Origin of the sequence: Methylococcus geothermalis (assembly GCF_012769535.1) — a bacterium.
GTDB lineage: Bacteria > Pseudomonadota > Gammaproteobacteria > Methylococcales > Methylococcaceae > Methylococcus > Methylococcus geothermalis.
This window is the reverse complement of sequence record NZ_CP046565.1, coordinates 2351838-2378429: the sequence shown is the minus strand read 5'-3', so window position 1 is coordinate 2378429 and position 26592 is coordinate 2351838. Positions and strand designations below refer to the sequence as shown.

At 64.1% G+C, this 26592-nt stretch carries 23 protein-coding genes and 1 CRISPR repeat array (1 of these 24 cut by a window edge); all 23 genes read right to left on the bottom strand.

Annotation, left to right across the window (positions count from 1 at the left end):
• A CRISPR array of direct repeats spans positions 1-1273; the repeat unit is 36 nt; unit sequence GTCTTAATCCCTTCTTCATCAGGTCTCGATTACTAC (it extends 222 nt beyond the left edge of the window).
• Between the two features lie 171 nt (positions 1274-1444).
• Positions 1445-1762 carry a CRISPR-associated endonuclease Cas2 gene (cas2, locus tag GNH96_RS11070; protein WP_169603731.1) on the bottom strand — a complete coding sequence of 106 codons (318 nt, stop codon included), beginning with the start codon at positions 1760-1762 and terminating at the stop codon, positions 1445-1447.
• Positions 1763-1765: 3 nt separating this feature from the next.
• Complete coding sequence (locus GNH96_RS11065; RefSeq protein WP_169603730.1) at positions 1766-2539, bottom strand: CRISPR-associated endonuclease Cas1; 774 nt, start codon at positions 2537-2539, stop codon at positions 1766-1768.
• A complete protein-coding gene (gene cas1, locus GNH96_RS11060) occupies positions 2536-3510 on the bottom strand; it encodes a CRISPR-associated endonuclease Cas1 (protein ID WP_169603729.1) in 975 nt (324 codons plus the stop codon). Before cas1 ends, GNH96_RS11065 begins: the two co-directional genes overlap by 4 nt.
• A gap of 7 nt (positions 3511-3517) precedes the next feature.
• Positions 3518-3802, bottom strand: a complete 285-nt coding sequence (gene cas2 / locus GNH96_RS11055; protein WP_169603728.1) for a CRISPR-associated endonuclease Cas2 — start codon at positions 3800-3802, stop codon at positions 3518-3520.
• A 99-nt stretch (positions 3803-3901) separates the two neighbouring features.
• Positions 3902-5074 (bottom strand): TIGR02221 family CRISPR-associated protein, encoded by a 1173-nt coding sequence (gene csx2, locus GNH96_RS11050; protein ID WP_169603727.1) that lies wholly within the window; start codon positions 5072-5074, stop codon positions 3902-3904.
• Between the two features lie 72 nt (positions 5075-5146).
• Positions 5147-5464 carry a CRISPR-associated protein Csx16 gene (csx16, locus tag GNH96_RS11045; protein ID WP_228719827.1) on the bottom strand — a complete coding sequence of 106 codons (318 nt, stop codon included), beginning with the start codon at positions 5462-5464 and terminating at the stop codon, positions 5147-5149.
• A 42-nt stretch (positions 5465-5506) separates the two neighbouring features.
• Positions 5507-7213 carry an RAMP superfamily CRISPR-associated protein gene (locus GNH96_RS11040; protein WP_169603726.1) on the bottom strand — a complete coding sequence of 569 codons (1707 nt, stop codon included), beginning with the start codon at positions 7211-7213 and terminating at the stop codon, positions 5507-5509.
• The gene (csm4, locus tag GNH96_RS11035) at positions 7210-8184 is read right to left on the bottom strand and encodes a type III-A CRISPR-associated RAMP protein Csm4 (RefSeq protein ID WP_169603725.1); all 975 of its coding nucleotides are present in this window, start codon (positions 8182-8184) and stop codon (positions 7210-7212) included. The genes GNH96_RS11040 and csm4 overlap by 4 nt, the downstream gene beginning before the upstream one ends.
• Positions 8185-8304: 120 nt before the next feature.
• Positions 8305-9030: a type III-A CRISPR-associated RAMP protein Csm3 gene (gene csm3 / locus GNH96_RS11030; RefSeq protein ID WP_169603724.1), complete on the bottom strand. Its 726-nt coding sequence runs from the start codon at positions 9028-9030 to the stop codon at positions 8305-8307.
• A gap of 16 nt (positions 9031-9046) precedes the next feature.
• Positions 9047-9544 (bottom strand): type III-A CRISPR-associated protein Csm2, encoded by a 498-nt coding sequence (gene csm2, locus GNH96_RS11025; RefSeq protein ID WP_169603723.1) that lies wholly within the window; start codon positions 9542-9544, stop codon positions 9047-9049.
• Between the two features lie 11 nt (positions 9545-9555).
• Positions 9556-12321, bottom strand: coding sequence for a type III-A CRISPR-associated protein Cas10/Csm1 (gene cas10, locus GNH96_RS11020; RefSeq protein WP_228719826.1), 2766 nt, complete (start codon positions 12319-12321; stop codon positions 9556-9558).
• Between the two features lie 297 nt (positions 12322-12618).
• Positions 12619-13749 carry a CRISPR-associated ring nuclease Csm6 gene (csm6, locus tag GNH96_RS11015; protein ID WP_169603721.1) on the bottom strand — a complete coding sequence of 377 codons (1131 nt, stop codon included), beginning with the start codon at positions 13747-13749 and terminating at the stop codon, positions 12619-12621.
• 30 nt (positions 13750-13779) lie between these two features.
• Positions 13780-14772 carry a CRISPR system precrRNA processing endoribonuclease RAMP protein Cas6 gene (gene cas6 / locus GNH96_RS11010; protein WP_169603720.1) on the bottom strand — a complete coding sequence of 331 codons (993 nt, stop codon included), beginning with the start codon at positions 14770-14772 and terminating at the stop codon, positions 13780-13782.
• Between the two features lie 109 nt (positions 14773-14881).
• Complete coding sequence (locus GNH96_RS11005; RefSeq protein WP_169603719.1) at positions 14882-16366, bottom strand: NADH-quinone oxidoreductase subunit N; 1485 nt, start codon at positions 16364-16366, stop codon at positions 14882-14884.
• 1 nt (position 16367) lies between these two features.
• On the bottom strand, positions 16368-17843 hold the full coding sequence (nuoM, locus tag GNH96_RS11000; RefSeq protein WP_169603718.1) for an NADH-quinone oxidoreductase subunit M: 1476 nt from the start codon (positions 17841-17843) through the stop codon (positions 16368-16370).
• Entirely contained in the window at positions 17840-19705 is a 1866-nt protein-coding gene (gene nuoL, locus GNH96_RS10995) for an NADH-quinone oxidoreductase subunit L (protein ID WP_169603717.1), read from the bottom strand. The genes nuoM and nuoL overlap by 4 nt, the downstream gene beginning before the upstream one ends.
• 8 nt (positions 19706-19713) lie before the next feature.
• Positions 19714-20022: an NADH-quinone oxidoreductase subunit NuoK gene (gene nuoK / locus GNH96_RS10990; protein ID WP_169603716.1), complete on the bottom strand. Its 309-nt coding sequence runs from the start codon at positions 20020-20022 to the stop codon at positions 19714-19716.
• Between the two features lie 11 nt (positions 20023-20033).
• Entirely contained in the window at positions 20034-20528 is a 495-nt protein-coding gene (gene nuoJ, locus GNH96_RS10985; protein WP_169603715.1) for an NADH-quinone oxidoreductase subunit J, read from the bottom strand.
• Between the two features lie 22 nt (positions 20529-20550).
• Entirely contained in the window at positions 20551-21066 is a 516-nt protein-coding gene (gene nuoI, locus GNH96_RS10980; protein WP_169603714.1) for an NADH-quinone oxidoreductase subunit NuoI, read from the bottom strand.
• A 13-nt stretch (positions 21067-21079) separates the two neighbouring features.
• Positions 21080-22030, bottom strand: a complete 951-nt coding sequence (nuoH, locus tag GNH96_RS10975; RefSeq protein WP_169603713.1) for an NADH-quinone oxidoreductase subunit NuoH — start codon at positions 22028-22030, stop codon at positions 21080-21082.
• Entirely contained in the window at positions 22027-24843 is a 2817-nt protein-coding gene (gene nuoG / locus GNH96_RS10970; RefSeq protein WP_169603712.1) for an NADH-quinone oxidoreductase subunit NuoG, read from the bottom strand. The genes nuoH and nuoG overlap by 4 nt, the downstream gene beginning before the upstream one ends.
• The gene (gene nuoF / locus GNH96_RS10965) at positions 24836-26119 is read right to left on the bottom strand and encodes an NADH-quinone oxidoreductase subunit NuoF (RefSeq protein ID WP_169603711.1); all 1284 of its coding nucleotides are present in this window, start codon (positions 26117-26119) and stop codon (positions 24836-24838) included. Before nuoF ends, nuoG begins: the two co-directional genes overlap by 8 nt.
• Positions 26119-26592: an NADH-quinone oxidoreductase subunit NuoE gene (gene nuoE, locus GNH96_RS10960; protein WP_169603710.1), complete on the bottom strand. Its 474-nt coding sequence runs from the start codon at positions 26590-26592 to the stop codon at positions 26119-26121. Before nuoE ends, nuoF begins: the two co-directional genes overlap by 1 nt.

The following is a 26592-nucleotide window of genomic DNA, read 5'->3' as shown; positions in this document are numbered from 1 at the left end:
TCATCAGGTCTCGATTACTACTCACCGGAGATGCAAAGATGCCCGAGTCTGAAGGGTCTTAATCCCTTCTTCATCAGGTCTCGATTACTACGCCGAAATTTCGCCCTACGACCGCGAAAAAGTGCGTCTTAATCCCTTCTTCATCAGGTCTCGATTACTACCGTCATTTTAAATCTGTTGATTCTGTTTTGTCGTCTTAATCCCTTCTTCATCAGGTCTCGATTACTACGACCGAATGCCGTAAGGTCGCCCGCATCTTTGAGGTCTTAATCCCTTCTTCATCAGGTCTCGATTACTACCCTGATTGTGGCGACATCGAGCAGCGTTGCCTGGTCTTAATCCCTTCTTCATCAGGTCTCGATTACTACATTGGGGCGATTATAGCTACGGCTCTGCATACGGTCTTAATCCCTTCTTCATCAGGTCTCGATTACTACTTACCCAGTGCTTCAGAAGCACGTCAAAAAAGACGTCTTAATCCCTTCTTCATCAGGTCTCGATTACTACACTTCCCGGAAGCGAAACTCATGGACGAGCAGATGTCTTAATCCCTTCTTCATCAGGTCTCGATTACTACCGGCGATATCGTTGAAACTGTCGAATCTGACATGTCTTAATCCCTTCTTCATCAGGTCTCGATTACTACGATGTATCAGTATCATGGGAGCGCGAACCCTTCCGTCTTAATCCCTTCTTCATCAGGTCTCGATTACTACGAATTATGCGTATTGATAGAGCGCACATAGCAGGTCTTAATCCCTTCTTCATCAGGTCTCGATTACTACTGGAGTCGGAGTTTGAAGCGGATTGTCAAAATTGGTCTTAATCCCTTCTTCATCAGGTCTCGATTACTACGCATCGCGACGATTACGCGTCCGGTGCTTAAACTGTCTTAATCCCTTCTTCATCAGGTCTCGATTACTACGGCCCGGCCCAATGACTAGGCCAGCCGCCCTGGGGTCTTAATCCCTTCTTCATCAGGTCTCGATTACTACAGATCGAGCTTTCGGCCCGCGAGCTGCGGGAATGTCTTAATCCCTTCTTCATCAGGTCTCGATTACTACCTATGCAGCGGACAATCACTACTCTGACAACCAATGTCTTAATCCCTTCTTCATCAGGTCTCGATTACTACATTGTAAAACTGGAGGAATATCAATGCTTTGGAGTCTTAATCCCTTCTTCATCAGGTCTCGATTACTACAAAAAACATAACTGTTTACTTCAAAATCGAGTCGTCTTAATCCCTTCTTCATCAGGTCTCGATTACTACTGCTTCGTCTTTTTTCTCCTTTTGAGTCAATGGGTTGTAAAGGGGGTTGGCAAAAAATCGCGCGCTTGAAAAGCTGACTCTCATGCGGGGCGCGTCTTCGGTCCGTTTCGCGGTGGCTGAGGGGGTCTTGGGTAGTTAACCATCGGCCGGCATGCCGGGCAAGGGGGAAACTCAGCATTTGGCCAGGGAGAGGAGGTCGCAGCCTTGGCCGATGAGGAATACGCCTTCCGGAAAACTCTGGCGGCCCATCCGGATGCGTTCGCCGTTGCGCGGGAAGGGATAGACGCGGACGTCGTCACGGCGCGGGTCGATGATGTCTTCGATGCTTTTGAGCACGCGAGCCAGCTTACGCGGCGAGAGTTCCACCACGAAGACCGAATATTGCAGCGGCATGCCGACGCCGCTGAGGTAACGATGGAGCCGGGTCAGACGCCGGGGATCGGCGATGTCGTAACTGATGAGGTGAAGCCGGGGTGCGTTGTGGGCCATGGTTCAGCCGATTTCGACCAGCCAGCGGTGCATGCGGCGGGTGATGCTGCGCGTGAGCCAATCCAGCCGTTCGGTCCGCTGTTCGTACCAGGCGAGGATTTCGCCTGGCGCCGGGGGCTGGCCGATCAGGTTGTGCTGGAGCCGGTATTCCAGCCAGGCCGCGCAGGGCAGTTCGAACTCCCAGCGCAGCAGCCGCACCCAGCCGGCCACCGGGTCGAAGCCGAGGGCGGCCGCCAGGCTGAGGTCGACGCCGAGGTCTTGCAGCGCCTGGGTGACGTGGGAGGCGAGCAGGGTGCGCAGTTGCGCGCCGATGGTCCGGTAGGCTTCATATCCTCCCATTGCCCGGGCCGATTCGAAGAATAACCGGCGCAGTTCCGGGGCGGTGAGGTCGGGGGCGGCGCCGAGTCCGGCGCGGCGGATCAGGCTGTGGATGGCGCTGCGCTCCACGCCGTTGAGCCAGTCGGTGTATAGCGAGTCGCGGTCGGGGTGTTGCAGGAATTCGGCGAAACGCTGGGCGAAGCCGTCGTTGGGCGAGGGGCTCGGCCCGATGCAGCGCATGGCGACGGCGCCATCGGCGCCGAGAAAGGTGACGGTGATGCCGGCCTCGGCGCAGAGAAGCAGGGCGGCGGTGCTCCAATCGACCCCGCGGGCGGAGATCACCCGCGACAGCCGGACCAGCGGATACCAGCGGGGGGCGTGCTCGGGCTGGAGGATTCGTAGCGCCGCGCCGTCGATCGTGACCTGAAGGCCGGCGCCGTACAGGTAGAGCGGTTTCATGCGGCGGCGTTCCTCGGGGTGTCATGGTCGTCGACGAGGCGCATGGCGATGCGGTGGACATAGCGCCGGAGCAGGCGGCGCAGCGGTCGGCAACGGATTTCGAAGGCGCTGTAGAAGCGTTCGCGTCCGGCCTTGCCGAGCAGGCAGGTGTCGCCGGCGCGGGTGAAGTGCTCGTCGCGCAGGACGCGGTCGGCGAACAGCCGCCAGACCCAGCCGTCGATGTGGGCGCGTAACGGTTCGATCAGGTCGGCGGCAAGCGATTCGCGGTTGTAGGCGGGTTCGTGGTAGAAGCCGATGTACGGGTCCAGCCCGCCGGCATGGCAGGCGGCGACGGCTTCGAAATGCAACAGGGTATAGGCCAGCGACAGGACGGCATTCACCGGGTCCCGCGGGGGCCGGCGGTTGCGTCCGGTGAAGCCGAGCGCCGGGGGAAACAGGCTTTGCAGCGCGTTGAAATGGGCGGCGGCGGCGGCGCCTTCGAGCCCGCGCAGGCTGGCCAGGGTGCCGGTATCGAGCGGAAGGGCTTGCACCTTGCCGAGGAGTTCAGTCAAGGTGCGCTGGGCGTCCTTGATGGGCTTGCGGCAATCGGGCCGCAGCGACAGGGCGTCGGTGAGCATGCGCTGCTGCGCGCGCAGCTTGAGCAGAACGAGGCTGCGGGCCCAGCGGCCGCGGTCTTCGGCATGGTGGTACCAGCGATACTGGCCTATGCGGCGCCAGGCATCGCCTTGCGGCCGCCCGAGCACGGTGGCCATGTGTTTGCCATGCCGGCCACTGAGCAGCACCAGGCCGACCCCTTCTTCGGTGAGCGCGCCGATGGCGCCGGCGCTCAGGGTCACGGCCCCTCGGATCACTACGCGGTCGATCAGATTGATCGGCACGGTGCCGCTTTTTGCGCCGTTTTCGTAGAGACAGAGGTGTTTGCCTTCATGGCGGAGTTCGAGGTCCTTGCGGTCGAGATACAGTGTGCCCATGGGAATGTCATCCGACGTAGTAATACTCTGGATCGGCCGGGGGTACGGCGATGCCCAGGACCGCGACTTTGTGCGCCGGGTCGAGCCGGATCAGAAAGAACCGGTCGTCGCTGGGGTCGATGACGGCTCCGATTTCCTCGATCAGCTCGCGCTTTTCGCTGCTGCTCAGAAAGCACTCGAACACCGATTTCTGGCCGCCGGTGCTGTAGTTGCGCAGCACTTTCAGCGCGGCCCGCAGCCGGTTGTCGTCCGAGACGTCGTAGGCGCCGAGGTACAGGGTGCGTTTGGCCATGGGGCAAGATTACCCGGCGGGAAGGGAAAAGGGTGGGGTGGCAAGCTTGCCGTCTCGTGGCGCTGTTCCACTCGGGGGGGCAGGCGGCGTCCGGCAAGATCAACCGAAGAGTTTTTTCCGAATTGCCCTTAGCTTATTCGTGAGCGTGGGGGCATCCTTCAGCGCCCGCTGCACGTCCTCGTGATCGTTGGCACGCAAACCGTGCGCCATGGCGTTGCGCAGGCGGCTGAGCAGTTTGAATTCATCCAGCGTTTGACGCTCCTTCCTGACAGCTTCCCGGGCGGCATAGTCGTTGGTGTCTTCCTTGCGGTTGTACACTTCACGGGTAATGAAGCCTTCCTGTAAAAAGATGGCGCCGCGCATCAAATCCGATCGCTCCAGCGCGGCATCCGCCAGCGCAAGTTCCCAGTCCGCGCGGTTCGCCTTCTGACACCAGGCCAGCCGGCGGAGTAATTCCGGACGGAACAGCCCGCCGATGGGGGTTTCCAGGTTTTCGATGGATCGGTACGCCGTAAGCAGTGACTGACGCGCTTGCCCCGGGTTGCCGGTTCGTTCCTGGAAAGCGGCTATGTGCAATTGTCTGGCTATTTTGGGCGGAAGACCTTCATCTTCGAGCAGGGGGGCGAAGGCGCCGTAATCGCCGTCCTTGTCATAGGCCGCCAAGGTCTGTACCCAATCCATGAGCTTGAGTAAGCCGCGCAGGCGGACGACCGGGGTTGGGGATTCCCTTTGCATTTCGAAAGCCCCGTAGTAAATGTCCGCGATGCGGACCTTTTTCACCCGTTCCAGATATTGCGCGGCGACCAGCGCCAGCATCGGCAGGGTCCGGAATGCGTGGGTGATGTCCAGAAAAACCTCATCGCCGGAATTCACGGCGGCAGCGAGCCGTCGCAGCACCGCGACCTGTTCTTCCTCGCTGACCGCGTAAGGCACGATGGCCAAGTTCACGGGGATGCCCAGCCGGTTTTGCACGAGGGGCGCGAGCTCTTCCAGGAGCGCATCGTCGACCCGATTTTCCTGGGCGGCTTCGAGCAGCCGCCAGCGGGCGTCTTCATGTTCGTTGCCCTGGCTCTGGTGCTCGATGAAAACATCCCACATGCTGCCGGAGGTGCCGAGAATCACCAACCGTTCCGGTTTGAGATGATCGGCGAGCGCAAGGCCGAAATACGGCGAGGTGCGTTCGCTGCCGTCCTCGAAACGGTAGGTCGCGGTCTGATAGCCGGTGGCCGGGTCGAGGCGGCCTTTGCCGAGGAAGCTGATGAGGATTTTCATGATGCGTTTCCTGCTCGTCGGTGCGGAGGTGTTGGCGGGGTTTCGCTATCCAAGCCGGGGTGGCGGCAGGCGTCAAGCACTATCGACGGCCCTTACCTCGAATTCCCGCAGGCTGGCTCCGAAGCGGCGGAGATCCTCGGCGGAGAGCTCCTTGCCGCGGCATTCCGGCGGCAAGGCCAGGGTAAGGTGAAGATAGCGGGCGCCACGGGCGCAGACCTCGGCGGCGAGATGGACCGGCAGCGTGCCGAGCACGGCGTCGTTGGCCTGGATTTCCACCGGGTCGAGATGATCGAGCAGCCGGTCGACGCGGATGCCTTCCTGCTCGGCCCAAACTCGGGCGCCGGGATGACGGGTGATGAAGAAGGTGGTCATTCGGAAAAAACGATGCATGGCTAAAGCCGGCGAGAGAGCGGTCGTGCCGGGTTCCCATCCCTAGGGGTTGCCGGATGCGCGGAAGGTCCCCTCCAGCGCTTCCAGGCCACTGCGGAACTCGGCTTTGCGCTCCTTCTTCGCTGGCCAATCGGTCCAGTCCTTGATGGTTTCGCGCAGCAGGGCCGCCGCGGCCTGGCGTGCTTCCTGATCGGTCCAGGCCTGCGCGGTCTGAAAGAAGGCGCGGCGCTTTTCGTCGAACTGGCTGCCCGGCTGGTAGCGTCCTTTGTGTTTTTGTTCCTCGTAATACGCGCGGAATTCCTCGACGGCGCGCCGTTCCGGCGCCATCGCCGCCAGCCGCTTCTCGCGTTCCGCCTGTTCACGCGCGGCTTGCGCCTGCCTTTCGGCTTCCAGCCGCGCCCGTTCTTGTTCATCGCGGCGTCTTGCCTCGGTGTCCGCCCGCTGTTGCGCAGCCTTCGACGCCTGCGCTTCGAGCCGTTCCGCCAGCTTGCGCGCGTCCCCCAGGCGCGCCTCGCACAAGGCTTGCAGTTCCGGCCAGTCGGTTTCGGGAGCGTCCAGGGGTTCGACTTCCACCAGCAGCCAGCCGAACGGCAGCAGGCCGGTTTGCTGTTCCTTGGTTTGGGCGGCGAGCCAGAGGGTTTTGGGCGCGTCGGCGTATTCGGGCTGTTGCCCCTTGCCCCTCATGATCTTGATGTTGCCGTTACGGGCGCCGCTGACCGTGACCGACTCGGCTCCACTGTGACGTCCGGCGCGCAGCAGGAAGGCCTGGCCGCTTTTCAGCTTGTCCTGACACAGTTTCAATAGTTGCTGGATGCTTTCAAACCAATCGTTGTCGATGAAAGCTCGTTCTTTCAACAGCCGGATTTCTCCGCTAAGCACGGGGAGGTAAAAGTTATTGCAGTCGTGGGCTAGCGCCTCCAGGGAATACCGGAATTTCCGGGCGGGCAGTTTGTCCTGCTGCGGCAGGTCATCGACTCGTTGCAGATTGAGCTGGGCCGAAAACGCCCGGTAGCGCCAAGCCGATACGCATTCCAGGATCTGATACAGATTCTTGTTCTCGCCCAGGGCCTTGCGCAGCTGGCCTTTTTCATCCCTGACCGGTGCTTTCTTGCGGTTGACGGCGCAATGAACCTCGGTGGCCGTGAGTCCGGACTCGCTCTGCCAGCTTGCGTCCGACAACTGCACCAGGCGCAGGGGATCGAGTTCAAGAGGGGGATAGCCGAACACGCGGCCTTGAAACTCGTGCAATCCTTTGGGTTCGTGCGCCCGCGCGCCGCCATTGGCCTTGTCCAGCAAGGCCGTCCGGATCGCGCCTTTCAGCGAAGAGCCGAACAATACGGGTTTCCGGCTGATGGGGTTGAAGGCGGTACGGTCGATTTCCAACCAGTTGTTATCCTGTCCGCCTTGGCTCTCGGGGTTGGCGGTCTGTCCCACCCGGCTGGCATACAAACGGGCTACGCCAGGCAACACCGGGATCCGGTTGATGGCCCAAGGCATGAGGGCGCCGCGGCGCTTATAAAAATAGCCTTGCATCGCCTTGATCATGTCCGGGTTCGGTTTGCGGCTGACGATGGCGAGCAGTTCTTTCCGATCCTGCATCGGTAACACATCCATCACGGCCACGCTATCGAATTCATGGAGGACGCCGTCCTCGATCACGTAGTGGGTCGGTTCGTAGCTTTCGCCAGTGCCGATGTGGAGGGGCGACAGTGGCGTGATGTGCAGCCGGTAACTGGTGAAAGCCTTCATACGGCCGCCTCCCTTCGCGGCAGTTGGATTCCGATGACGGGTGCATAACCCTGGTGCACCGTGGCGGGCAGGGAACGGGACAGTTGGCCGTCGCCGCCCAGGCCCTGGCCGAGGAAAAGCCTCGTCCGTTCCGCCGGGCCCTTGCCGTCCGCCGTTGGCGTCAAGACCGCCCCGGTTTGAGCCAGCAGGACCGGCGTTTTGAAGGGATGCCCCTGGTGCACGCCCATGTCGCCATGTCGGCCGAAGCGGGTGAACACCCGGTAAAAGCTCCGGCTGGCGTCGAACCCCAGTCCTTGCGGTGCGCACGGGGCCAGGGTCAGCCAGGCATCGGCGCTGAGCGGCTCAGGCCAGGAAAAAGGCTCGAGGCTTTTCACCCGGAACTTGCCCAGACCGGCGCTGGCATCGCGGCCGAAACCGAAGGCGCCCATATCGTTGAACAGGGTTTCCAGTTCCTGGGCGTTCAATCGCGCGTCATCCAGCACCACATAGATGTCAAGTTCCGCGTCATCGCCGTACCAGAGCTGGTTCATGGCGTAGGGCACGAACTGGCGGCCTTCCCCGGTGGTGCCGGTCTGGCGGTGAATGCTGTTGTGAGGCTGGGAGTGTTCCCTCGGGATCGCGCCGGGGATCTCGGCCGGTGTTTGGCAGTGCCTGGGCCACTCGGCCACAGGTGTGGTGGCGGCGAGATTCAACGGCATCCAGACCCGCTTCTTTGCCGATTTGCGGTCTTGGTCGGGCGCGCTTTCAAACCAGTGGCCGGGCAGGGCGGGACGCGGCAGGTAGCCGGAAGGCAATGCATCGGACATCACCGCGAAGGGCCGGTTTCCAGTGTAGCCCTCCAGCAGGTTACGCAACCGGTCTTCGCCGTAACGGTTGCGCACGGTCCAGCACAGTTGCCCGAACAGCATGTCTCCCAGCGGTTCCGAGCCGAAGGCCGAGCACGGGAGAATGACGATCCGGTACCCATTCATGTCGGTTCCACCCGATGGTGACTCGGGGCTTCCGGGACGGAAATGCTTTCCGGCGCATCGTTGATGATCTGGCGAATCGGTGGCATGTCGAACTCCTCACCTGACATCGACGGGATGGCCTCAAGCCGCCACGCTGAAGCTGACTTTGTCGAGCTCGGGCAACACGTTCTCACCCTCCAGCTCCAGCTGGCTGAACTTCAGCTTGCCGTAGCCGCGCGAGCCGGATCCGCCGAGGCCGGTCAGTTCCAGCAGTCTGAGGCCTTTCCACACGGTATCGAACAGACCGGTGTCGGTGTCGTGCACCCGCACGGTCAGATTGAACTCGAAGCGCGCACCGGCCGGCACCCGTTCGGTGTTGCGCGGATGCTCGGCCACGCCGCGAATGCGGTCGATCATGTTTTCCGACTTGTTTTCGGTCAGCAGCAGGTTGCGGCGGTTCATTTCGTCCACCCAGGCGGGATCCAGCGCGCAGTCCCAGAAGGCCAGGCGGGTCGGGCCGATCTCCCTCACCAGGTCGCTGTTGTGGTTGCCGCTCTCCGGCGCGCCGCCGAACAGGCGCAGAAGGCTTTTGGCGGCCTCCTGCTGGTCCGGCGCCAGTTTACCGATGTGCTTGAAGCCCAACGGCTGACCGTCGGTGATGCCAACCACCCCCAGTTCCCATTCCAGCAGGCTGCGGATCTTGCCCTTGAGGCTGGAGCCGGGGATGTAGGGGTGCTGAGTCAGCGGATGCTTGATGACCGGGTTGTCGGTGCCGCCGATGTGCATCTCGGTGTTGCCGGAGCCGATGTGCAGGCCGGAGACCAGCTCGATGACGCCGGTGAGTTTTTGGATTGCGATGAGTTTCATGGTATTTATTCTGTCCTCACTTCGGCCGAGCAAGTTTATAGAAACCTACGAAAGCTTCAAACAAGGTTCTGAAATTGTGAAGCCTTATTAAACCTTCGGAGTTCGCAGTAGTAATCTGGCCAAGACAACTGGAAAACCAAGCCACAAATTTATCATCCACCAATTCTCTGCCGCGGGCATAGGCAGCTTTGGCATTCATCATTTTGATAAATGGCAGATTCCTTTCGAAGATTTCGACGCTTTGAGTTTTCTCAGCCCAAAGACAGACTTCGTCATAGAATTTCCGAATCTGCGTCGGTGCATTGGCTTTCTTGTTCTTGTCTTCGATAACCTTCCACTGCTTATTTTTACCTTGGCCGATTTCTTTTATTAGTTGCGGATTTGCTAACTCCTCGGCAACCGCTTTCGCGGTTTCGTCAAAAAGCTTAGCGTCAGGTTTATCCAAAGGGAATATCTTGGTGTTGCAACTGCATAGTGGCGGATTCGTAGCGAGGTTAAACGAGAATATATCCATGATGGGTGTCCTCAATCCCGTTGCTGATACAAATAGGTAAACAGGGCGATTTTGTAGGCCGCCCCGAACTGCGCGATGCCTTTGTTCGCGATTTCCAGCGCCAGTTCGCTTTGCAGGGTTCGCCGCTTGCGCTCCGTGGCCTCCCGGTCTTCGCCGCCCTTGACCCGCGACTCCAGCATGCGCCGGGTGCGATAGGCGAAATAGGCGTGCCAGAGTGCGTTTTCCGGACGCTGGCTCACCTGCGCCGCCATGTCGGTCAGATGCAGCAGGCCGTAAAGATAGCCGGTTGATAGGCCGAACTCGCCGGCCAGCCTTTCCAGCACCGTTTCCTGAGCGAGGATGGCGTCGAAATCGCTCCAGCTGACCGCCTGACCGAAGCAACTCACGGCGTTCTTGGTCGGCGAAGTGTCCGGGGGGCGCGAGGGCGGGTAGCTCTTCGCCGCTTCCAGCCCCTCTTCCGCCAGCGCGGCCAGTTGCCGGATCGGCAAACCCGGCTTGGTCATGGATAACCCGGCCGAGAAATGAATCTCCGGGTTATCGGCCACGTAACGGGCGAAATCCTTCTTCATGCGCTGCGCCAGCCGCAATGTGGAATGCCAAGGCCCGATCAGGAAGAAGTCGTCGCCGCCGGCGAATACCGTGTAGGTATTGCGGTAGCGTTTCACTCCGTCTTCCTCGCCGTGTGCGCACAGCCAGGGCAGATACACGGCGAAGAAGGCGTTCATCTGCCTCGACAGCGCTGCCATCTTGGCGAAGCTCGGCCGCTCCAGGCCCTTCTGGAAGATCAAACCCAGATCATCCACGTCGCCCTTGAGTGTCATCAGGGCTTCCTGCCCATACCAGTGTCCGTTCGGGTCGACCTGCCGGTCATCCCGCGCCAGATGGTTCAAGGTCTTGATTTCATCCGGGTGGGGATCGAACGTTGCCGGGTTTTCCATGCCGCGGTAGCGTTCCGCTTCCCACTCGTTGACGGCGTGGAAGCGCGGCACGTAAGCGTTGATGTAACGGCGGGCGTAGCCGTTCCACAACGGCGCATCGAAGGACGCCGGCAAGGAAAAATCCCAGCAGCGGCGCAGATTGCCGGTTTTCGCCTCGCGCCCGAAGCGGCCCGTATCGTCCTCGCCCTCGGTGAAGTTCACTCGGTAGCCAAAGATCGGCAGATCCAGGGTGTGATGGTCTAAGGTTTGGGCGGTGATCAACACTCGCTGCTGGGTCGCCAACCAATGGCCGGTCTTGATCTGATCCGCCGCCAGATCAGAAACGAAGAGGTTTTCCTCTCCCTCCAAAGCCGCCTTGGCGGGTGATCGTCCGTCGACAGCGCAAGCACCCTTGTTGGAGTCGAAGGCATCGAGAAAACCCTGGAACAGCGGCGGGGCAGGCGTGCCGCTACACAGCCCGAAGCGCCGCAGCTTGGTTTCTTCCAGTTGCTCGAACAGCCGTTTCGTCAGCGCGCGGAACGGGCTTTCCTCGCCCCGCTTGCCGGCCTGGAAATCCCGCGCTCGCGCCGGCAGCATCGCCAGACCGATGCCGGACTGCCCATGGGTGTGTTGCAGGAACCAACGGTCGAATTCCGCTTGAACCGCCGTGACCGTCTCGCGCGCTTCCGGGGTATTGGGCGCCAAGATCAGAAACTTGCCGGCCGCGTTCACCACCTGGCTGGTCGGAGGCAAATCCAGTGTCTCCAGCAAGCGCAGCGCCGCCAGTTCGGTCAGGAGCGACACATAGAACGAGCGGCCGCGCAGCAGCTTGGCGGCGCGCCTTTGCGTCTCCCCGCCGGTGGCGAAGATGAAATCCTGGATTCCGAAGAAATCGCCCTGAATCAGCAGGAATTTTTCCTCCTTCCATGCCTCTCGCGCGATATCGGAACCTTCCCGCTGCCGGTCCCACAGGGCGCGGAAGGAATCATGCACCGCGCCAAGGTCATGAGCGCAATCCGAGTGGTAGCGCCACAGTGCTACCGCCAGCGCCGCGGTGGTGCGGGAATGGTCGTACAGAGACACCTCCGGCTTGACCTGTCCCGCCGTCGCCGCCGGAATGGCATGCGTGAACGTTTGCCAAAGGCAGTCGAAATGATCCAGCCACAGCGGCAGACTGGAGCGGTGAGTTTGCGGAATCTGGCCTAGCGCTGTCTTGAAACCTTCCCACAGCTTGGCATAAAGCCGTTGTGCGGCCGCGTTATCTGGCCTCTCATGCTCCTCCGCCCGGACCGGAAAAAGGGAGTTCGGCGACAACGGCGCCAGCGGATAGCGAAACTTCGGCACCTCGCCATTCTGATGCGCCTGAAGCCGGATCTGTTCGAGCAAGGTGAGCTGCCGCTTGGTGTAGTGATTGAGTTTCTGCGTCTCTTCGTCCGGCGCGGCATTGTAGGTATCGAACTCCTCCCGCTCGAAGCCGGACGCCAGACGATCCGCCGTTGCCACGATCCACTGCAGATAGGTGCCGGGACGGTGATGCCGCGCCGCGGCGTTGATGATGGAATCGTCGGCGTTGCGGTCCCGCCAGGGGGCGAATGGGGCCATGTCTTCGCCTACCAGATCGGGCAGGTGCTGTTCCAGCAGATCGAAGCCGATGGCTGTATAGGCCGCGTGAATGTGGGTATGGCGTCCGTTGAAGCTGGGGCAGTGGAGCTGTTTCTCCAATTCGACGCGAACAGTGCCATCGGCGAATTGTTCCTTTGCTTCGCCGATACGGGCGCGTTCGGCAAACTTGCCCAAGTCGTGCAGATAGGCCGCCAGAGCTACCCGGCTCGAAGCAGCCAGACGTGGTTGGTCGGTCAAGGGGATTCGCTCCTGTGGCGTTGAGTTCCGGTGAAGTCTACAACAGGGCATCGGTCCGATTCGATGCTGGCAAGCTTGCCGCCGTGAGTACGGTGAGGACGGCGGGGAGTCCGCCCGACTTGCACGGGACCCAAAGGCGCCGTTCGGTCGGTTGGTAGCGGGCCTTGGTTGGCTTGACGCGCGCTGTCCGCCAGAGCATGCCGTGTCATCCTGGTTGATGCGCCGTATGGATTGACGTGCGCCGTGTTCGCCAAACCCGTCCCGCTGATCGGGCCCGCCGTGACCTCCGCGATGGGATCAGCCACCCGCTGCTCCGAACTTGATGGCCTCCGCCGGAAGAGTCAGGCCGAAGCGGCGGGGACGATCGCCGTCGTGATCGATGAGGTAGGGGCTGGCGGCATGGCCGAGCGCGTCTTTCAGATGGCGATGCAGCTTGGATTTGGTCTGCTCGAAGAAGGCTTTGTCCATGCCGTGGCGGAGCCGTTCGTTGGTGCGGTCGCCATCGCCCATGGCGCCAATGATTTTGATGTATTCGGCCAGATAGGCGCCGGCGTACTCCGATTCCGGTACGCCGTCGGCGGGGCAGGAGAGAGCCTGTGCCCCCGCCAGCCGGCGGCGGGCCAGCCATGAGAGGAAGGCTAGCTGGGTGGGGGGCAGGTTGATGATGACGCCCCCGGCCTGGATGCGCCGCTGTGCCAGGTCGATCGTCAACTTCGGCTCGCTCAGCGAGGATTGCGCGGCATCGACGGCCTGCGAAAACGGCGTGCGGTCCTTCAACAAGGTCTTGGGGAGACCCTGGCGCAGCCGAACGAAGGGGATGTCGGCCAGCGTGACGGCGGCGGCCTTGGTGTCCAGCGGGCGGCTGTCGGCGCCAGCGGTGTAGATGATGCGGCTGGTCGGCGTGGGGTAGAAGAAGTCGGGGTGCGACTCGTAGGGTGGCATCACCAGCACATGGGAGAGCCGGTCCTGGGGCCGGCCGTACAGCGAGAGGGCGTAGCCGGCGTAAAACCCCATGGACTTGCGGCCGCCGGCCAGCGAAACGTGGAGTTGGGAGGCATCGTCGGCGGTGAGATGCCGGATCCAGTCGGTGATGGTATCGGCAGCGGCGATGTTGTCGCTTTCGGTGCGGATGTCGGTCAGCGCCCGCCCGGTGCCGTCTACGAGGACGTGCAGGCAGGCTTCAGTGAAGTGCATGGCAGGGAGTGCGTAATCCCGCCGCAGCCGATGGAACCAGCCGGGTTCGTCACTGAGCAGGGTGAGCCGGGCGCGTTCTATGCCTTCGGCGGTGGAGAGCAGGTGGATCTCGGTCGGCAGGGCTTCATCCCCTAAACGCCAAAGGGCATAGAGGGTTTCAGTGACGACTTGCGGGGTGAGGCCGGTCACTGCAAGCAGGATGCGCTTTGGATGACGAGGTTCTGGCGTTTCCATGCGATGCCGGGGCGATGGTCGCTCGGGGGATCAAGCGTTCGTTGCGGGCTGCGGCAAGTTTGCCCGGGATTCCGCGGGGGCGGGGACCCGGCTTGCCGAAACGGCTTCGATCCGGTAGCGCCCCAGCCCCATGCTGGTGGCCTTGCCGGCGTGAGTCCATTGGCCTAGCCAGAGGTAGGGCCAGAAAGGCGCGAGGGCCGCGCCGTCGAGCGCGAAGCTGCCGATCAGGCCGCCCATCTGCATGGTCGTGTCCTGGCGCGAGGAGTAGCGGGTCCAGTCGTGCCAGACCAGCTCCGGCTCCTCCACGGCGATGCCGCGCGCCTGGGCATTGAGGCCGGCGAAGTCGATTTCCAGCGGTGTGGCGGTGTGGAAGTAGCTGAGCATGGAGATGCGTCGCAGGAGGTTTCCGAACAGGTCCGCGAAGCCGAATTCGCTCGGACCGATCTGGCGCCCCTCCCGGCGCAGGCGCAAGGGCGTTTCCAGGTGAACCAAGCAGCGTTTCGGAACGGGCGGGACAGCGGGAGTCCTGGCTGGCAAGGGGCTGAGCGGCTGTTCGGCGGTCCAGATCAGGCGCGGGTCGCCGTCCGAGTCCGTCTGCCGAACGGCCTGGAGTTCCAGCCGGTTGTCCCGGTTGCCGATACCCTGACGCCCGGCTTGCTGCAAGGCGTGCACGAGGTAGGGAAGCTGGTGTTCTGCGTGGCCGATCAGCGTCAGGCTCAGCCGGAAGGCTTGGGACGCAGGACTGGTTTGCATGCCGAGGATGAAAGGATGCGGAGCGGCGTTGTATTTCCGCATCTTGATGGCCGTTGCCGGTGGTGGCGTTTCGAACACATAGGAGTAGACGCAAGCGCGGTACAGCAGGCAGTCCGGACAGGACGTGCCACGCACGACGCAGACCGTGCGCTTGAGGGCGTGGCCCAAGGCGCCGCGCCAAGCCGAGCCGGGATAGTCGGGTAGTCGGATCGGATGGTCGGCGGAGAATTCGAATCGGTAATGGGCGAGCGGGAGACCAGGCCAAGTCATTTAGCGAGCGATGTCTTGTTGCTTTGGTGATTGATCATAGCATTCCGACTCCCGGACGCCGCCCGTCGGCAAGCTTGCCGACGGGTTCCAAGATCAGCCCTGGGGCGGGCTAGCGGCTGGCGGCCGGCGAAGCGGCGGCCTGGTGCGGGCTGTCAGCGGTGGTGGGCGAATGTGGCGTATTCGCCGCCGCGTCGATCAGGAGCTGCGGGAACAACCCGGCCGCGAGGACGAGCAGCGCCGTGACGGCCAAAGCGGTTCCGGCCGCCGGATGCAGTGCGAGCCGATGCCCGGCGTCAGCCGGCTGGATCATGGCCAGCACGACCCGTAGGTAATAGTAGATGCCGATGCCGCTGCCGACGACGACGGTGGCCACCAGTGGCCAGGTCTCCGCCTGCACGCCGGCGGCGAAGACGTAGAACTTGCCGACGAAGCCGACCGTGAGCGGGATTCCCGCCAGAGACAGCAGGGAGAGCGTCAGCACCGCGGCGAGCCAGGGCGAGCGCCAGAACAGGCCGGCGTAGTCGCTGAGCCGGTCGGATTCGCGGGCGTCGTCGGAAATGGCCGAGATGGCGCCGAAGGCCGCCAGGCTGGTGAGCGTGTAGGCGGCGAGGTAGAAGGCGATCGTTTCCGCCTGCAGGTCCCGCCGCAGCAGCCCGGCGGCGACGAATCCCACCAGCAGGTAACCCATGTGGCCGATCGAAGAGTAGGCGAGCAGGCGTTTCAGGCTGTCCTGCAGCAGCGCCAGGAGATTGCCGGCCAGGATGGACACGACGGCCAGGAGGCCGAGCACGCAGAGAAAGGTTTCCGAGCGCTCGGCATGGACGGTGGTGAAAAACCTGAGCAGCAGGGCGAACACGGACGCCTTCGACACGGTCGCCAGGAAGGCGGTGACCGGCGCGGGCGCGCCCTGGTAGACGTCCGGCGTCCACAGGTGGAACGGCACCAGCGACAGCTTGAAGCCGATCGCGGCCAGGATCAGGAACATGCCGGCGAGAGCGAGCGGTTTTTGCTCCAGTGCCGCCCCACTCGCGCCGATCTGTTCGAACGAGAGTCCGCCCAGGTCGCCGTAGACCAGCGCCATGCCGAACATGAGGAAGGAGGAGGCGAGTCCCGACAGCATCAGGTATTTGATGCCCGCTTCCAGGGGGCGGGAGGCCCGGACGCTGTAGGCGATCATCGGGAACAGGGAGATCGTCAGCACCTCCAGGCCGAGGAAGAACATGGCGAGATGGGCGCTGGATACCAGCAGCAGGGCCCCCAGGGTCGAAGTGAGGAGCAGCACGAAGATTTCTTCGTTCTCGTTTTCACGCCGGCGGAAATAAGCCAGACACAGGAGGGCGACGGCGAGCGCGGCGAGAAGCAAAAGCGCATGGAAGAACAGGCCGTAGGCGTCGACCAGCAGCAGGTCCGTGACCCGGAGCGGTGCGACGGCCAAAGCGTGGGGCAGGGTGGACAGGCTCGCCAGCAGCCCGCCGACCGTCAGCCAGAAAATGAGGCGGAAGCTCCGCCGGATCGCGATGGCCAGCATCACGGCGACGGCGGCCGCCGACAGCACGAGGAAGGGGAGCAGGGCAGTGAATGCGTCGGCGGTCACGTCAGGTTCCTCGCTGAGCCAGGGTCCGGGTCAGTCCGTTTACCGTGGCATCGGTGTAGGCCAGCATCGATTGGGGATGGAGCCCCATCCAGGCGGTCGCGGCGACCAGGAACAGCATCACGCCCATTTCGCGCAGGCCGAAGTCCCGGACTTCGCGGGGCGAGGCCGGTCCGTGGAATGCCCGCTGTATCACGTAAAGCGCATAGACCGGAGCCAGGATCAGGCCGAGGGCGGCGAACGCGGTGATGGCGGTATCGACGCGGAAGCTCCCCAGCAGCACCAGGAATTCACCGACGAAATTGCCCAGCCCCGGCATGCCCAGCGCGGCGACCGAGAAAAACAGGGTGATGGCGCCGATGCGGGGCGCCAGCGTCCACAAGCCTCCCATCTTGTCCATGTCGCGGGTGTGGAGCCGCTCCTGCAGGGCGCCGGCGACCATGAACAGCGCAGCCGCGCTGACGCCGTGGGCCAGCATGGTCATCACCGCGCCTTGCAGCGCCGCGGCGTTGCCGGCGAAGACGCCGAGCAGCACGAAGCCCATGTGGCTGACGCTGGTGTAGGCGATGAGGCGCTTGATGTCGCTCTGGGCGAAGGCGAGCTTGGCGGCATAGAGGATGCTGACCGCGCCCAGCGCCATGGCGATGGGGGCGAAATCCTGTGCGGCGCCGGGGAACAGCGGCACCACGAAGCGCAGCAGGCCGTAGGCGCCGGTCTTCAGCAGTACCCCGGCCAGGATGACGCTGCCGCCGGTCGGCGCCTGGGTATGGGCGTCCGGCAGCCAGGTGTGGAAGGGAATGGCCGGCAGCTTGACCGTGAAGGCGACGAAGAAGCCGAGCATGATCCAGCGCGCCGCGCCCGGATACAGATCGGCCTCGAGCAGCTCGAAATAGTCGAAGCTCAGGGTCCGCGTCGTCTGGTAGTGCAGGAACACCAGGGCGAGGATCGCGATCAGCATCAACAGGCCGCTGACCTGGGTGAAGATGAAGAACTTCATGGCCGCATAGGCCCGGTTCTCGTGGCCCCAGATGCCGATCAGCAGATACATCGGGATCAGCATGACTTCCCAGAAGAAGAAGAACAGGAACAGGTCCAGGGCGAGGAACACGCCGATGACCCCCGCCAGCGTCCACAGCAGGTTGAAATGGAAGAAACCCTGCCGTTCGCGGATCTCGGTCCAGGAGCAGAGCACCGCGGCGAAGCCGAGGAACACGGTCAGCGCGATCAACAGCAGACTGAGCCCGTCCAAAGCCAGATGGAAGCGGATGCCGAAGCGCGGGATCCAGGCCCAGTCGATCTGCGCCAGCCAGGCGGTTTGGGGGGCGGCGCCGGTGTCCGCGAACTGGGTCAGGACCAGCACGGCGTCGACGGCCAGCGCGGCCAGCGCGACCCAGCCCGGCGCCCGGTCCCGCCAGTGCCCGGCCGGGAGCGACAACAGCCCGCCGATCAGGGGTATCAGGATCAGCCAGAGCAGGATCATGCCCACACCCCCACGGCCAGGATCAGCGCGGCGCCGAACAGCATGCCGGCGGCATAGCGCCGGAGCTGGCCGGTCTGGGTGGGGACCAACAGGCGATGGCCGAGCCGGGCGAGAGCGACCACGCCCCGATACAGGCCGTCGACCCCATCGGCCTTGTTCAGCCGGGCGAGCGCGACGAAGGGATGGACGAACAGCCGGTCGTACAGCCAGTCCATGCCCCAGCCGCTGAACCACAGGCGGCGCAATGCCTCTCCTCCGGGGAGCTTCAGCAGGGCCTCGGCGGAAGCGGTTCCGGTGCGGTAGACGAGGAAGCCGATCGCGATGCCGAGGAAGGGCGCCGCCGTGGTCGCCAGGCCGATCGAGCCACCGGCTTCCCCCTCGGCTCCGCTCGGGGCGAGCTCGGTTCCGGTTTCAGGCAGCGCCGGGAACAGCGGCAGCTTTGCCCATCCCCCGGCCAGGGAAAGCAAGGCGAGGACGATCAGCGGCACGCCGATGTTCGAGCCGTAGTGCGGATGGGCCCGGGTCCGTTCCGTGCCGAAGAAGGCGATCAGGAGCAGCCGGGTGCTGTAGAGGCCGGTGAGGATCGCGCCCGCCGTGCCCGCGGCCCACAGCAACGGCCCGGCATCGCCCGATCCGTAGGCGCCCAGCAGGATCTCGTGCTTGCTGTAGTAGCCCGACGTGAACGGCAGGGCGACCAGGGCCGCCAGGCCGACGACGAAGGTCCAGAACACCAGCGGCAGGCTGCGCCGCAAGCCCCCCATTCTGAAGATGTCCTGTTCGTGGTGCAGCGACAGGATGACGGCGCCGGCGCCGAGGAACAGCAGGGCCTTGAAGAAGGCATGGGTGGTCAGGTGGAAAATCGCTGCGGACCAGGCGCCCACGCCCAGCGCCAGGAACATGTAGCCGATCTGGCTGATGGTGGAATAGGCCAGGATGCGCTTGATGTCGGTCTGGGTCAGGGCGCTGAAGCCGGACATCAGCAGGGTGAGCGCGCCGATGACCGCGACCAGGGTCTGCACGGCCGGGGCGAGCATGAACAGGGCGTGGGTGCGGGCAATCAGGTAGACGCCGGCGGTCACCATGGTGGCGGCGTGGATCAGGGCGCTGATCGGCGTGGGGCCGGCCATGGCGTCCGGCAGCCAGACTTGCAGCGGCAACTGGGCCGACTTGCCGACGGCGCCGCCGAGCAGCAGCAGGGCCGCTGCGGTGGCCAGGGTCGAACCCGCCGGCCATTGGGCATTCGCCCTGGCCATGGCCTCCTGGACGTCGAGCGTGCCGAGCTGGGCGAACAGCAGGAACAGGCCCAGCGCCATGGCGGTATCGCCGACGCGGGTGACGACGAAGGCCTTGCGGGCCGCGTAGCCGTTCTCGGGTTTCTCGTACCAGAATCCGATTAGAAGGTAGCTGCACAGCCCCACGCCTTCCCAGCCGAGGTAGAGCAGCGGCAGGTTGTCCGCCAGCACCAGGATCAGCATGGCGAACACGAACAGGTTCATGTAGGCGAAGAAGCGGCTGATGCCGGGATCGTCCGCCATGTAGCCGGCGGAATAGACGTGGATCAGGAAGCCGATCCCGGTGACCACCAGCAGCATGTTGAGCGACAGGGCATCGAGGTAGAAGGCGAAATCGACGCCGAAATCGCCCGCCGCCATCCAGTGCCACAGCGTCTGCCGGAACACCCGGGCTTCCGGCGCCAGGGCCAGAAGCTCGAAAGCCAGGGATGCCGCCAGGGCCGCCGAGAGGCCTACCGAGCCGGCGCCGATCCAGGGGACACAGGCCCTGGGCAGCCGGCCTTCGGTCCCGGTGAGGATCAGGAAGCCCGCCAGAGGAAGGAAGGGAACCAGCCACAACAGATTCAGCATGACGACTCCTAGCCTTGCATTTCGCTCAGGCGATCCGCGTCCAGCGTCTTGTAACGCCGGTAGATCTGCAGCACCAGCCCCAGACCGACGCCGACCTCGGCGGCGGCGAGGGTCAGGATCAACAGGAACATGACCTGGCCGTCGGGCTGGCCCCAGCGCGAGCCGGCGGCGATGAAGGCCAGCCCCGCCGCGTTCAACATGATCTCCACCGACATCAACATCACGATCAGGTTGCGGCGGATCAGCAGGGCGACGAGGCCCAGCACGAACAGGACCGAGGCCAGGAGCAGTGCGTGTTCGAACGGAATCGGCGCCATCGCTTCAGCTCCTAAGACTTGAGGGGGCGGCCGAGGTGATAGGCGCCGACCAGCCCCGCCAGCAGCAGCATGGAGGCCGTTTCGACCGCCAGCAGGTAGGGGCCGAACAGGGCGATGCCGAGCGTCTTGGACTCGACGATCCGGCCCGCCTCATGGGCGCCGGAGCGCGTCAGGGCGACCAGCAGCTCCGCGAACAGGATGGCGCAGAGCACGGCGGGTCCGTGCCAGATGCCGGGACACAGCCATTGTCTCTCCTGCTCGATCGTCTCGCTGCCGAGATTGAGCATCATCACCACGAACACGAACAGCACGATGATCGCTCCGGCGTAGATGATGACTTCCAGCACCGCCGCGAAAAACGCCCCCAGCAGGTAGAAGATGAAGCCCGAGGCGAGGAGCGAGACGATGAGGTAGAGCAGGGCATGCACGGTGTTGCACTGGATCACCACCATGAAGGTGGCGGCGATAGCGACCAGGGCGGCGAGGTAGAAGAGGGTCAGTTCCATGTCGATGCCTGTGGGGTTGCGGTCAGGGCAGGAGGCTCCGGACGTCGATCGGGGGCGCTTCGTTTTCCGCTTGCCCCTTGTCCTTGCCGGCGATGGCTTTCCCCGCCACCCGGTAGAAACTGTAGCCCGGATACTTGCCGGTGCCCTGGATCAAAAGGTGCTCCTTTTCGTACACGAGGTTGCGGCGGTCGTATTCGCACAGCTCGAAATCGGGGGTGAGCTGGATCGCGTAGGTCGGGCAGGCTTCCTCGCACAGTCCGCAGAGGATGCAGCGCGAGAAATTGATGCGGAAGAACTCCGGATACCAGCGGCCGTCGACGTCCTCGGTCTTCTGCAGCGCGATGCAGGCCACCGGGCATACGGCGGCGCAAAGGTTGCAGGCGACGCAGCGCTCCTCGCCGTCGGGGTCGCGGGTGAGCACGATGCGGCCGCGATAGCGCGGATAGAGCTTGGGCCGCTGTTCGGGGTACTGGACCGTGTCCGCCCGGGTGAAGGTGTGCTTGAGCACGATCCACAGGGTGCGCAGTTGGCTGATCATCTCGCTTCCTCCTTCATGGCGCCGACAGGCCGACGGCCCCGGTGACGACGATATTGACGAGGGTCAGCGGCAACATCACCTTCCAGCCGAAGCTCATGAGCTGGTCGTAGCGCGGCCGGGGCAACGCTGCCCGGAGCAGGATGAAGAACAGGATGAACACCAGGGTCTTCAGGACAAACCAGGCCAAAGGCGGCAGGAAGCCCGGCCCTAGCCAGCCGCCGAAGAAAAGCGTCACCAGGATGGCCGAATTCAAGGTGATCCCCAGATATTCCCCCACGAAGAACATGCCGAATTTCATGCCGGAGTATTCGGTGTGGAAGCCGCCGGTGATCTCCTGCTCGGCTTCCGGCAGGTCGAAGGGCGCGCGATGGCATTCCGCCACGGCCGCCACCAGGAAAGCAAGGAAGCCTGCGAACTGCGGCAGCACGTACCAGCAATCCTTTTGCGCCTCGACGATCTCCCGCAGGTTGAAGCTGCCGGACAGCATCACCACGCCCATGGCGGCCAGGCCCATGAACACCTCGTAGCTGATGCTCTGGGCGGCGGCCCGCAGGCTCCCGAGCAGCGAGTATTTGTTGTTCGAGGCATAGCCCGCCAGCACCTGGCTGTAGACCGCCAGGGAAGACAGCGCGAAGAAATACAGCAGGCCGAAATTGAAGTCGATGACCCCGACCCCCGGTGCGAACGGCACGACGACGAAGCCCAGCAGCATGGTCACCATGACGATGGCCGGCGCGATGACGAACACCGGCTTGTCGGCGAAAGGCGGAATCCAGTCTTCCTTGAAGAAGATCTTGACCATGTCCGCCACCACCTGTCCCAGCCCCAGCGGACCGACCCGGTTGGGCCCGAGCCGGTCCTGCCAGATACCGATCAGGCGGCGCTCCACCCAGATCAGCCAGGCCGCGACGACCACGACCGAGAGCAGGATGCCGACGACGGCATAGGGCGATCCGACGGTCATGGCGCATCTTCTCCGGTTTTTTTCGGCGTCCACGGACGCGACGCGGTTTCCAGGAAAGGCAGGTCGGGCAGGCCGGCCGGCACGCCGGCGACGCCGGCCGCCAGACCGGGGAGGCGCTTTACAGGCAGCCAGACGTCCTTGGCGAGTTCGAGTTCTTCGCCTTCGGTGAGACCGAGGCGCGCCATGTCCTCGGGGTTGAGGGCCAGATACGGGTGCGGCGCCCGCTTGGCGACCGCGGCCGAGCGCATGCTGGTCTCGTCGCTGCCGAAGATGTGGTGCAGCGGCACCAGCCGCAGGGCGTCCGAGGGGGGCGCCTCGGCTTCCGGCGGCGCGAACCAGGAGGCCTCGCCGACTCCGCCGTCGCCGATCAGGCGGATGCCGGGATCGCCGCCGCGCAAATGACCGCCGGCTTCGTCCTGGAATTTGCCGACCGACTGGTTCGAGTTCCAGCCCGGCGCCCACACGAACGGATTCAGCGCCGGTGGATGGTCCAGCGCCGCGCCTTCCATGGAAAAGGCCAGGGCCGAATCCGCATCGTCCGGCTGCTTCGGTTCATGGATGCGGACATCGGCCAGCATCGCGGTGCGTCCGCTGTAGCGGTGCGGCTGGCGCGGAATCTTCTGGCCCGCGATGCGGAAGGCCGCTCCCGGCGCGCAATCGGTGATTTCCCGGAACACCGGCAGCGATTCGGCCAGCGCCCGGGTCAGATCGTCGATGCGGGTCCAGGGCCCGAGCCAGCGCCAGGCGTCGCGGCTGTCCCCGATGGGTTGCATCGCCGAGAAGAAACGCTGGGCGCGGCCTTCGCTGCTGACCAGCGTCCCTTCGGTCTCGGCGAAGCTCGCGGCCGGCAGGGCGAGGTGGGCGCGCTCGGCGGTCTCGTGCAGGGTATGGTCGATCACGATCACCCGTCTGGCCCGATCGAACAGGGCGTCGACCGCGGCTTTGTCCGCCCGCCGGTAGAGGTCGTTCTCCAGGATGAGCAGCGTGTCGGCCATTCCGGACTCGATGGTCTGGAAGGCGTGTGCCAGAGCTTGCGCGTCCATCATCGCCAGCCCCAGGCTGTCGCATTCCGGCACCGCGAAATGCACAGCCGTGGGTTGGCCCGGCCGTTTCGCCGCCAGCGCAGCGGCGATCTGCCCGGCGGCCCGCAGCACGTCCTCGCTCAGGCAGCCGGTGCCGGACACGATCAGGGGCCGTTCGGCGCCCGCCAGCGCTCCGGTGATTTCCGCGGCCAGCGCCTCGTGTTCGGGCGTCAGCCCCGCGACGGCCGGCGCCTCGGGGTGGATGTTGTGCGCGACCGCGAAGCCCAGCCGGGCGATGGCGCCGGGGTCGGCGCGGCAGGTTCGCGCGGCGACCTCGTCCAGCCGGGTCGGCGCTGGACTGGCGACGAACAGCGGGCTTTTTTCGGCCTGGGCCGCTTCCCGCACGGCGGCGTCCTGCCAGCGCGGGATGCCCAGCCCTTCGGCAATGGCATGGGCGCGCTGGCGCACCGCCTGGCGCAGCGCCAGCGCCAGCCGCGGCGCGGTCTGGGTCAGGTCTTCGCCCAGCACCAGCACCGCGTCGGCTTGTTCGGCTTCCCGCAGGGACACGAGGTGCACAGGGAAATCCCGGACGATACCGAGGAGGGTTCGAAGGCAGCCGTGTTCGGTATCGCCGATGCCGGCATGGAAACGCTCCGCGCCGACCAGTTCCCGCAGTGCGAAATTGGCCTCGAGGCTGGCGCGGGGCGATCCGATGCCGATGATCCCCTGAGCGTCCCGGATCGCGGCGGCGAACCGGCCGGCGGCCATGTTCGGGTCCAGCGGACCTTCCTCGGCCGAGCGGGCCTGATGGAGGCGCGCCGGGCCGTTGACGAAGTCGTAGCCGAAACGCCCGCGGTCGCACAGGAAATAGCCGTTGACCTCGCCGTGATAGCGGTTGACGATCCGCCGCAGGCTGCCGTAGCGCTCGCCGGGGCTGGTGTTGCAGCCGATCCCGCAGTGGACGCAGACCGAGGGCGCGGTCTGCAGATCCCATTTGCGGCTGTAATGCCGGCTGAAGGTCTTGTCGGTGAACACCCCGGTGGGGCAGACCTCGACCAGGTTGCCGCTGAATTCGTTCTCCAGCGCCCCGTCCTCATGGCGGCCGAAGTAGACGTGGTTGTGCGAGGCGAACACCTGCAGGTCGTTCCCGCCGCAATAATCCTGGTAATAGCGGACGCAGCGGTAGCAGGCGATGCAGCGGTTCATCTCGTGGTTGATGAACGGCCCCAGGTCCTGGTTGCGGTGGGTGCGCTTGAGGCCGCGGTATTGGCGGAAGGTATGACCGGTCATCACGGTCATGTCTTGCAGGTGGCATTCGCCGCCTTCTTCGCACACCGGGCAGTCGTGCGGGTGGTTGGTCATCAGCAGTTCCAGGATGCCGGCGCGGAAATGCCGGGCGCTCTCGCCTTGCAGCGAAATCCGCATGCCTTCGGTCACCGGCGTCATGCAGGCCATCACCAGCCGGCCGTGGCTGTCGTCGGCGTTCTGGTACTGGATCACGGCGCACTGGCGGCAGGCGCCGACCGAGCCCATGGCCGGGTGCCAGCAGAAATAGGGCAGGTCCAGGCCGAGCGAGAGTATCGCCTGCAGCAGATTGTCTCCCGCCTTGACCGGATAGCGCCTGCCGTCGATGTCGATGTGAGGACTCCTTCCCTGGAGTCCGTCCTCCGGACCAGACTTCGGCTGTCCAAAATCGTTCCCGACGATTTTGTGCGGACTCCTTCCCTGGCGTCCGTCCTCCGGACCAGCCTTCGGCTGTCCAAAATCGTTCCCTACGATTTTGTCAGGCATGCACGCCTCCGCTGATACTGTGCGGCTGGAGATAGCGCTCGAAATCGGCGCGGAAATGCTTGAGGGCGCTCTGCAGCGGCTCCATCGCGCCCGGAGCGAGGGCGCAAAAGGTGTTGCCCGGACCCAGCAGGCCGCACAATCGCTCCAAGGTCTCGAGGTCCTCCGGCCGGCCGCGCCCCGCGATCAGTCCTTCGAGCAGGCTGACGGTCCAGGGCAGGCCGTCCCGGCAGGGCGTGCACCAGCCGCAGGATTCCTGGGCGAAGAACTGTTCGAGGTTGAGCACCATCCGCACCGGGCAGGTCCTGTCGTCCAGCAGGATCAGGGTGCCCGTGCCGAGCCGGCTGCCGGCCTTGGCGATCGAGCCGTAATCCATGGGGATGTCCAGGTGTTCGGGCAGCAGGAAGTCGGTCGACGCGCCGCCCGGCAGGTAGCCCTTCAAGCGGTAGCCGTCCCGCATGCCACCGGCGTGTTCCTCGATGATCTCGCGCGCCGTCGTGCCCATGGGCAGCTCCCAGGCGCCGGGACGCTCGACCCGGCCGCTCACGCCGTAGATCTTGGTGCCCGGCTCGCCGGTGCGGCTGAGTCCTTTGTACCACTCCACCCCGTTGCGGAGGATGTGCGGCAGGTTGCACAGGGTCTCGACGTTGTTGACGATGGTGGGCTTGCCGAACAGGCCGGATACCTGCGGAAACGGCGGCTTGGCGCGGGGGTTGGCGCGCTTGCCTTCCAGCGAGTTGAGCAGGGCGGTTTCCTCACCGCAGATGTAGCGTCCGGCGCTGGTGTGCAGGCGTAGGTCCAGGTTGAATCCCGAGCCGAGGATGTTCTCGCCGAGCAGCTGGTGTTCTTCGGCCTCGGCGATCGCCCGCCGCAGCCGGTCCGCCGCCAGCCGGTATTCGCCGCGGAGGAAGACGTAGGCGATGTTCGCCTGGATGGCGTAAGACGCGATGGCGACGCCCTCGATCAACTGGTGCGGATCGCCTTCCAGCAGCAGCCGGTCCTTGAACGCGCCGGGCTCCATCTCGTCACCGTTGACCACCAGGTATTTGGTCTTCGGCGCGTCCTCGCCCATCGGCACGAAGCTCCATTTCATTCCCGTCGGGAAGCCGGCGCCGCCCCGGCCGCGCAGCCCCGAGTCCTTGACCTGCCGTTGCACCTCCAGCGGGGCGAATTCGGCGAGGACTTTTTTCAATCCCTCGTAGCCGCCGCCGGCCCGGTATTCGGCCAGGCTGGCGGCGGAGCCGTCGGGCTTGATGTTGCGGGTGAGCGGCTTGTCCATCAGGGCGCTCCGGTATCGCCGAGAATGGCGTCCAGCTTGGCCGGATCGACATTGAAATGGGTCTCATCGCCGATCATGAGTACCGGCGCCTTGTCGCAGGCGCCCAGGCAGACGATGGGCAGCAGGGTGTATTCGCCGTCGCCGGTGGTTTCCCCCAGCCCGATGCCGAGCTTTTCGCTCAAGTGGCGGCGGTTGTCCTCGGCGCCCAGCATCCAGCAGCTGACGCTGTTGCAGTAGTGGATGACGCGCTTGCCCACCGGACGTCGATAGATCAGGTTGTAGAAGGTGGCGACGCTGTCCAGCTCCGCCGGCGACATCCCCAGCACGTCGGCGATCTCCTTCAGCAGTTCGTCGGAAATCCAGCCATGGCCTTGCTGGGCGATGTTGAGCGCTTCGATCGCGGCCGCGGAAGGGTGGGGGAAGTGCCCGGCTTCCTGGCGGATGGCTTGGATTTCGTCGGGGTTGAGGATCAC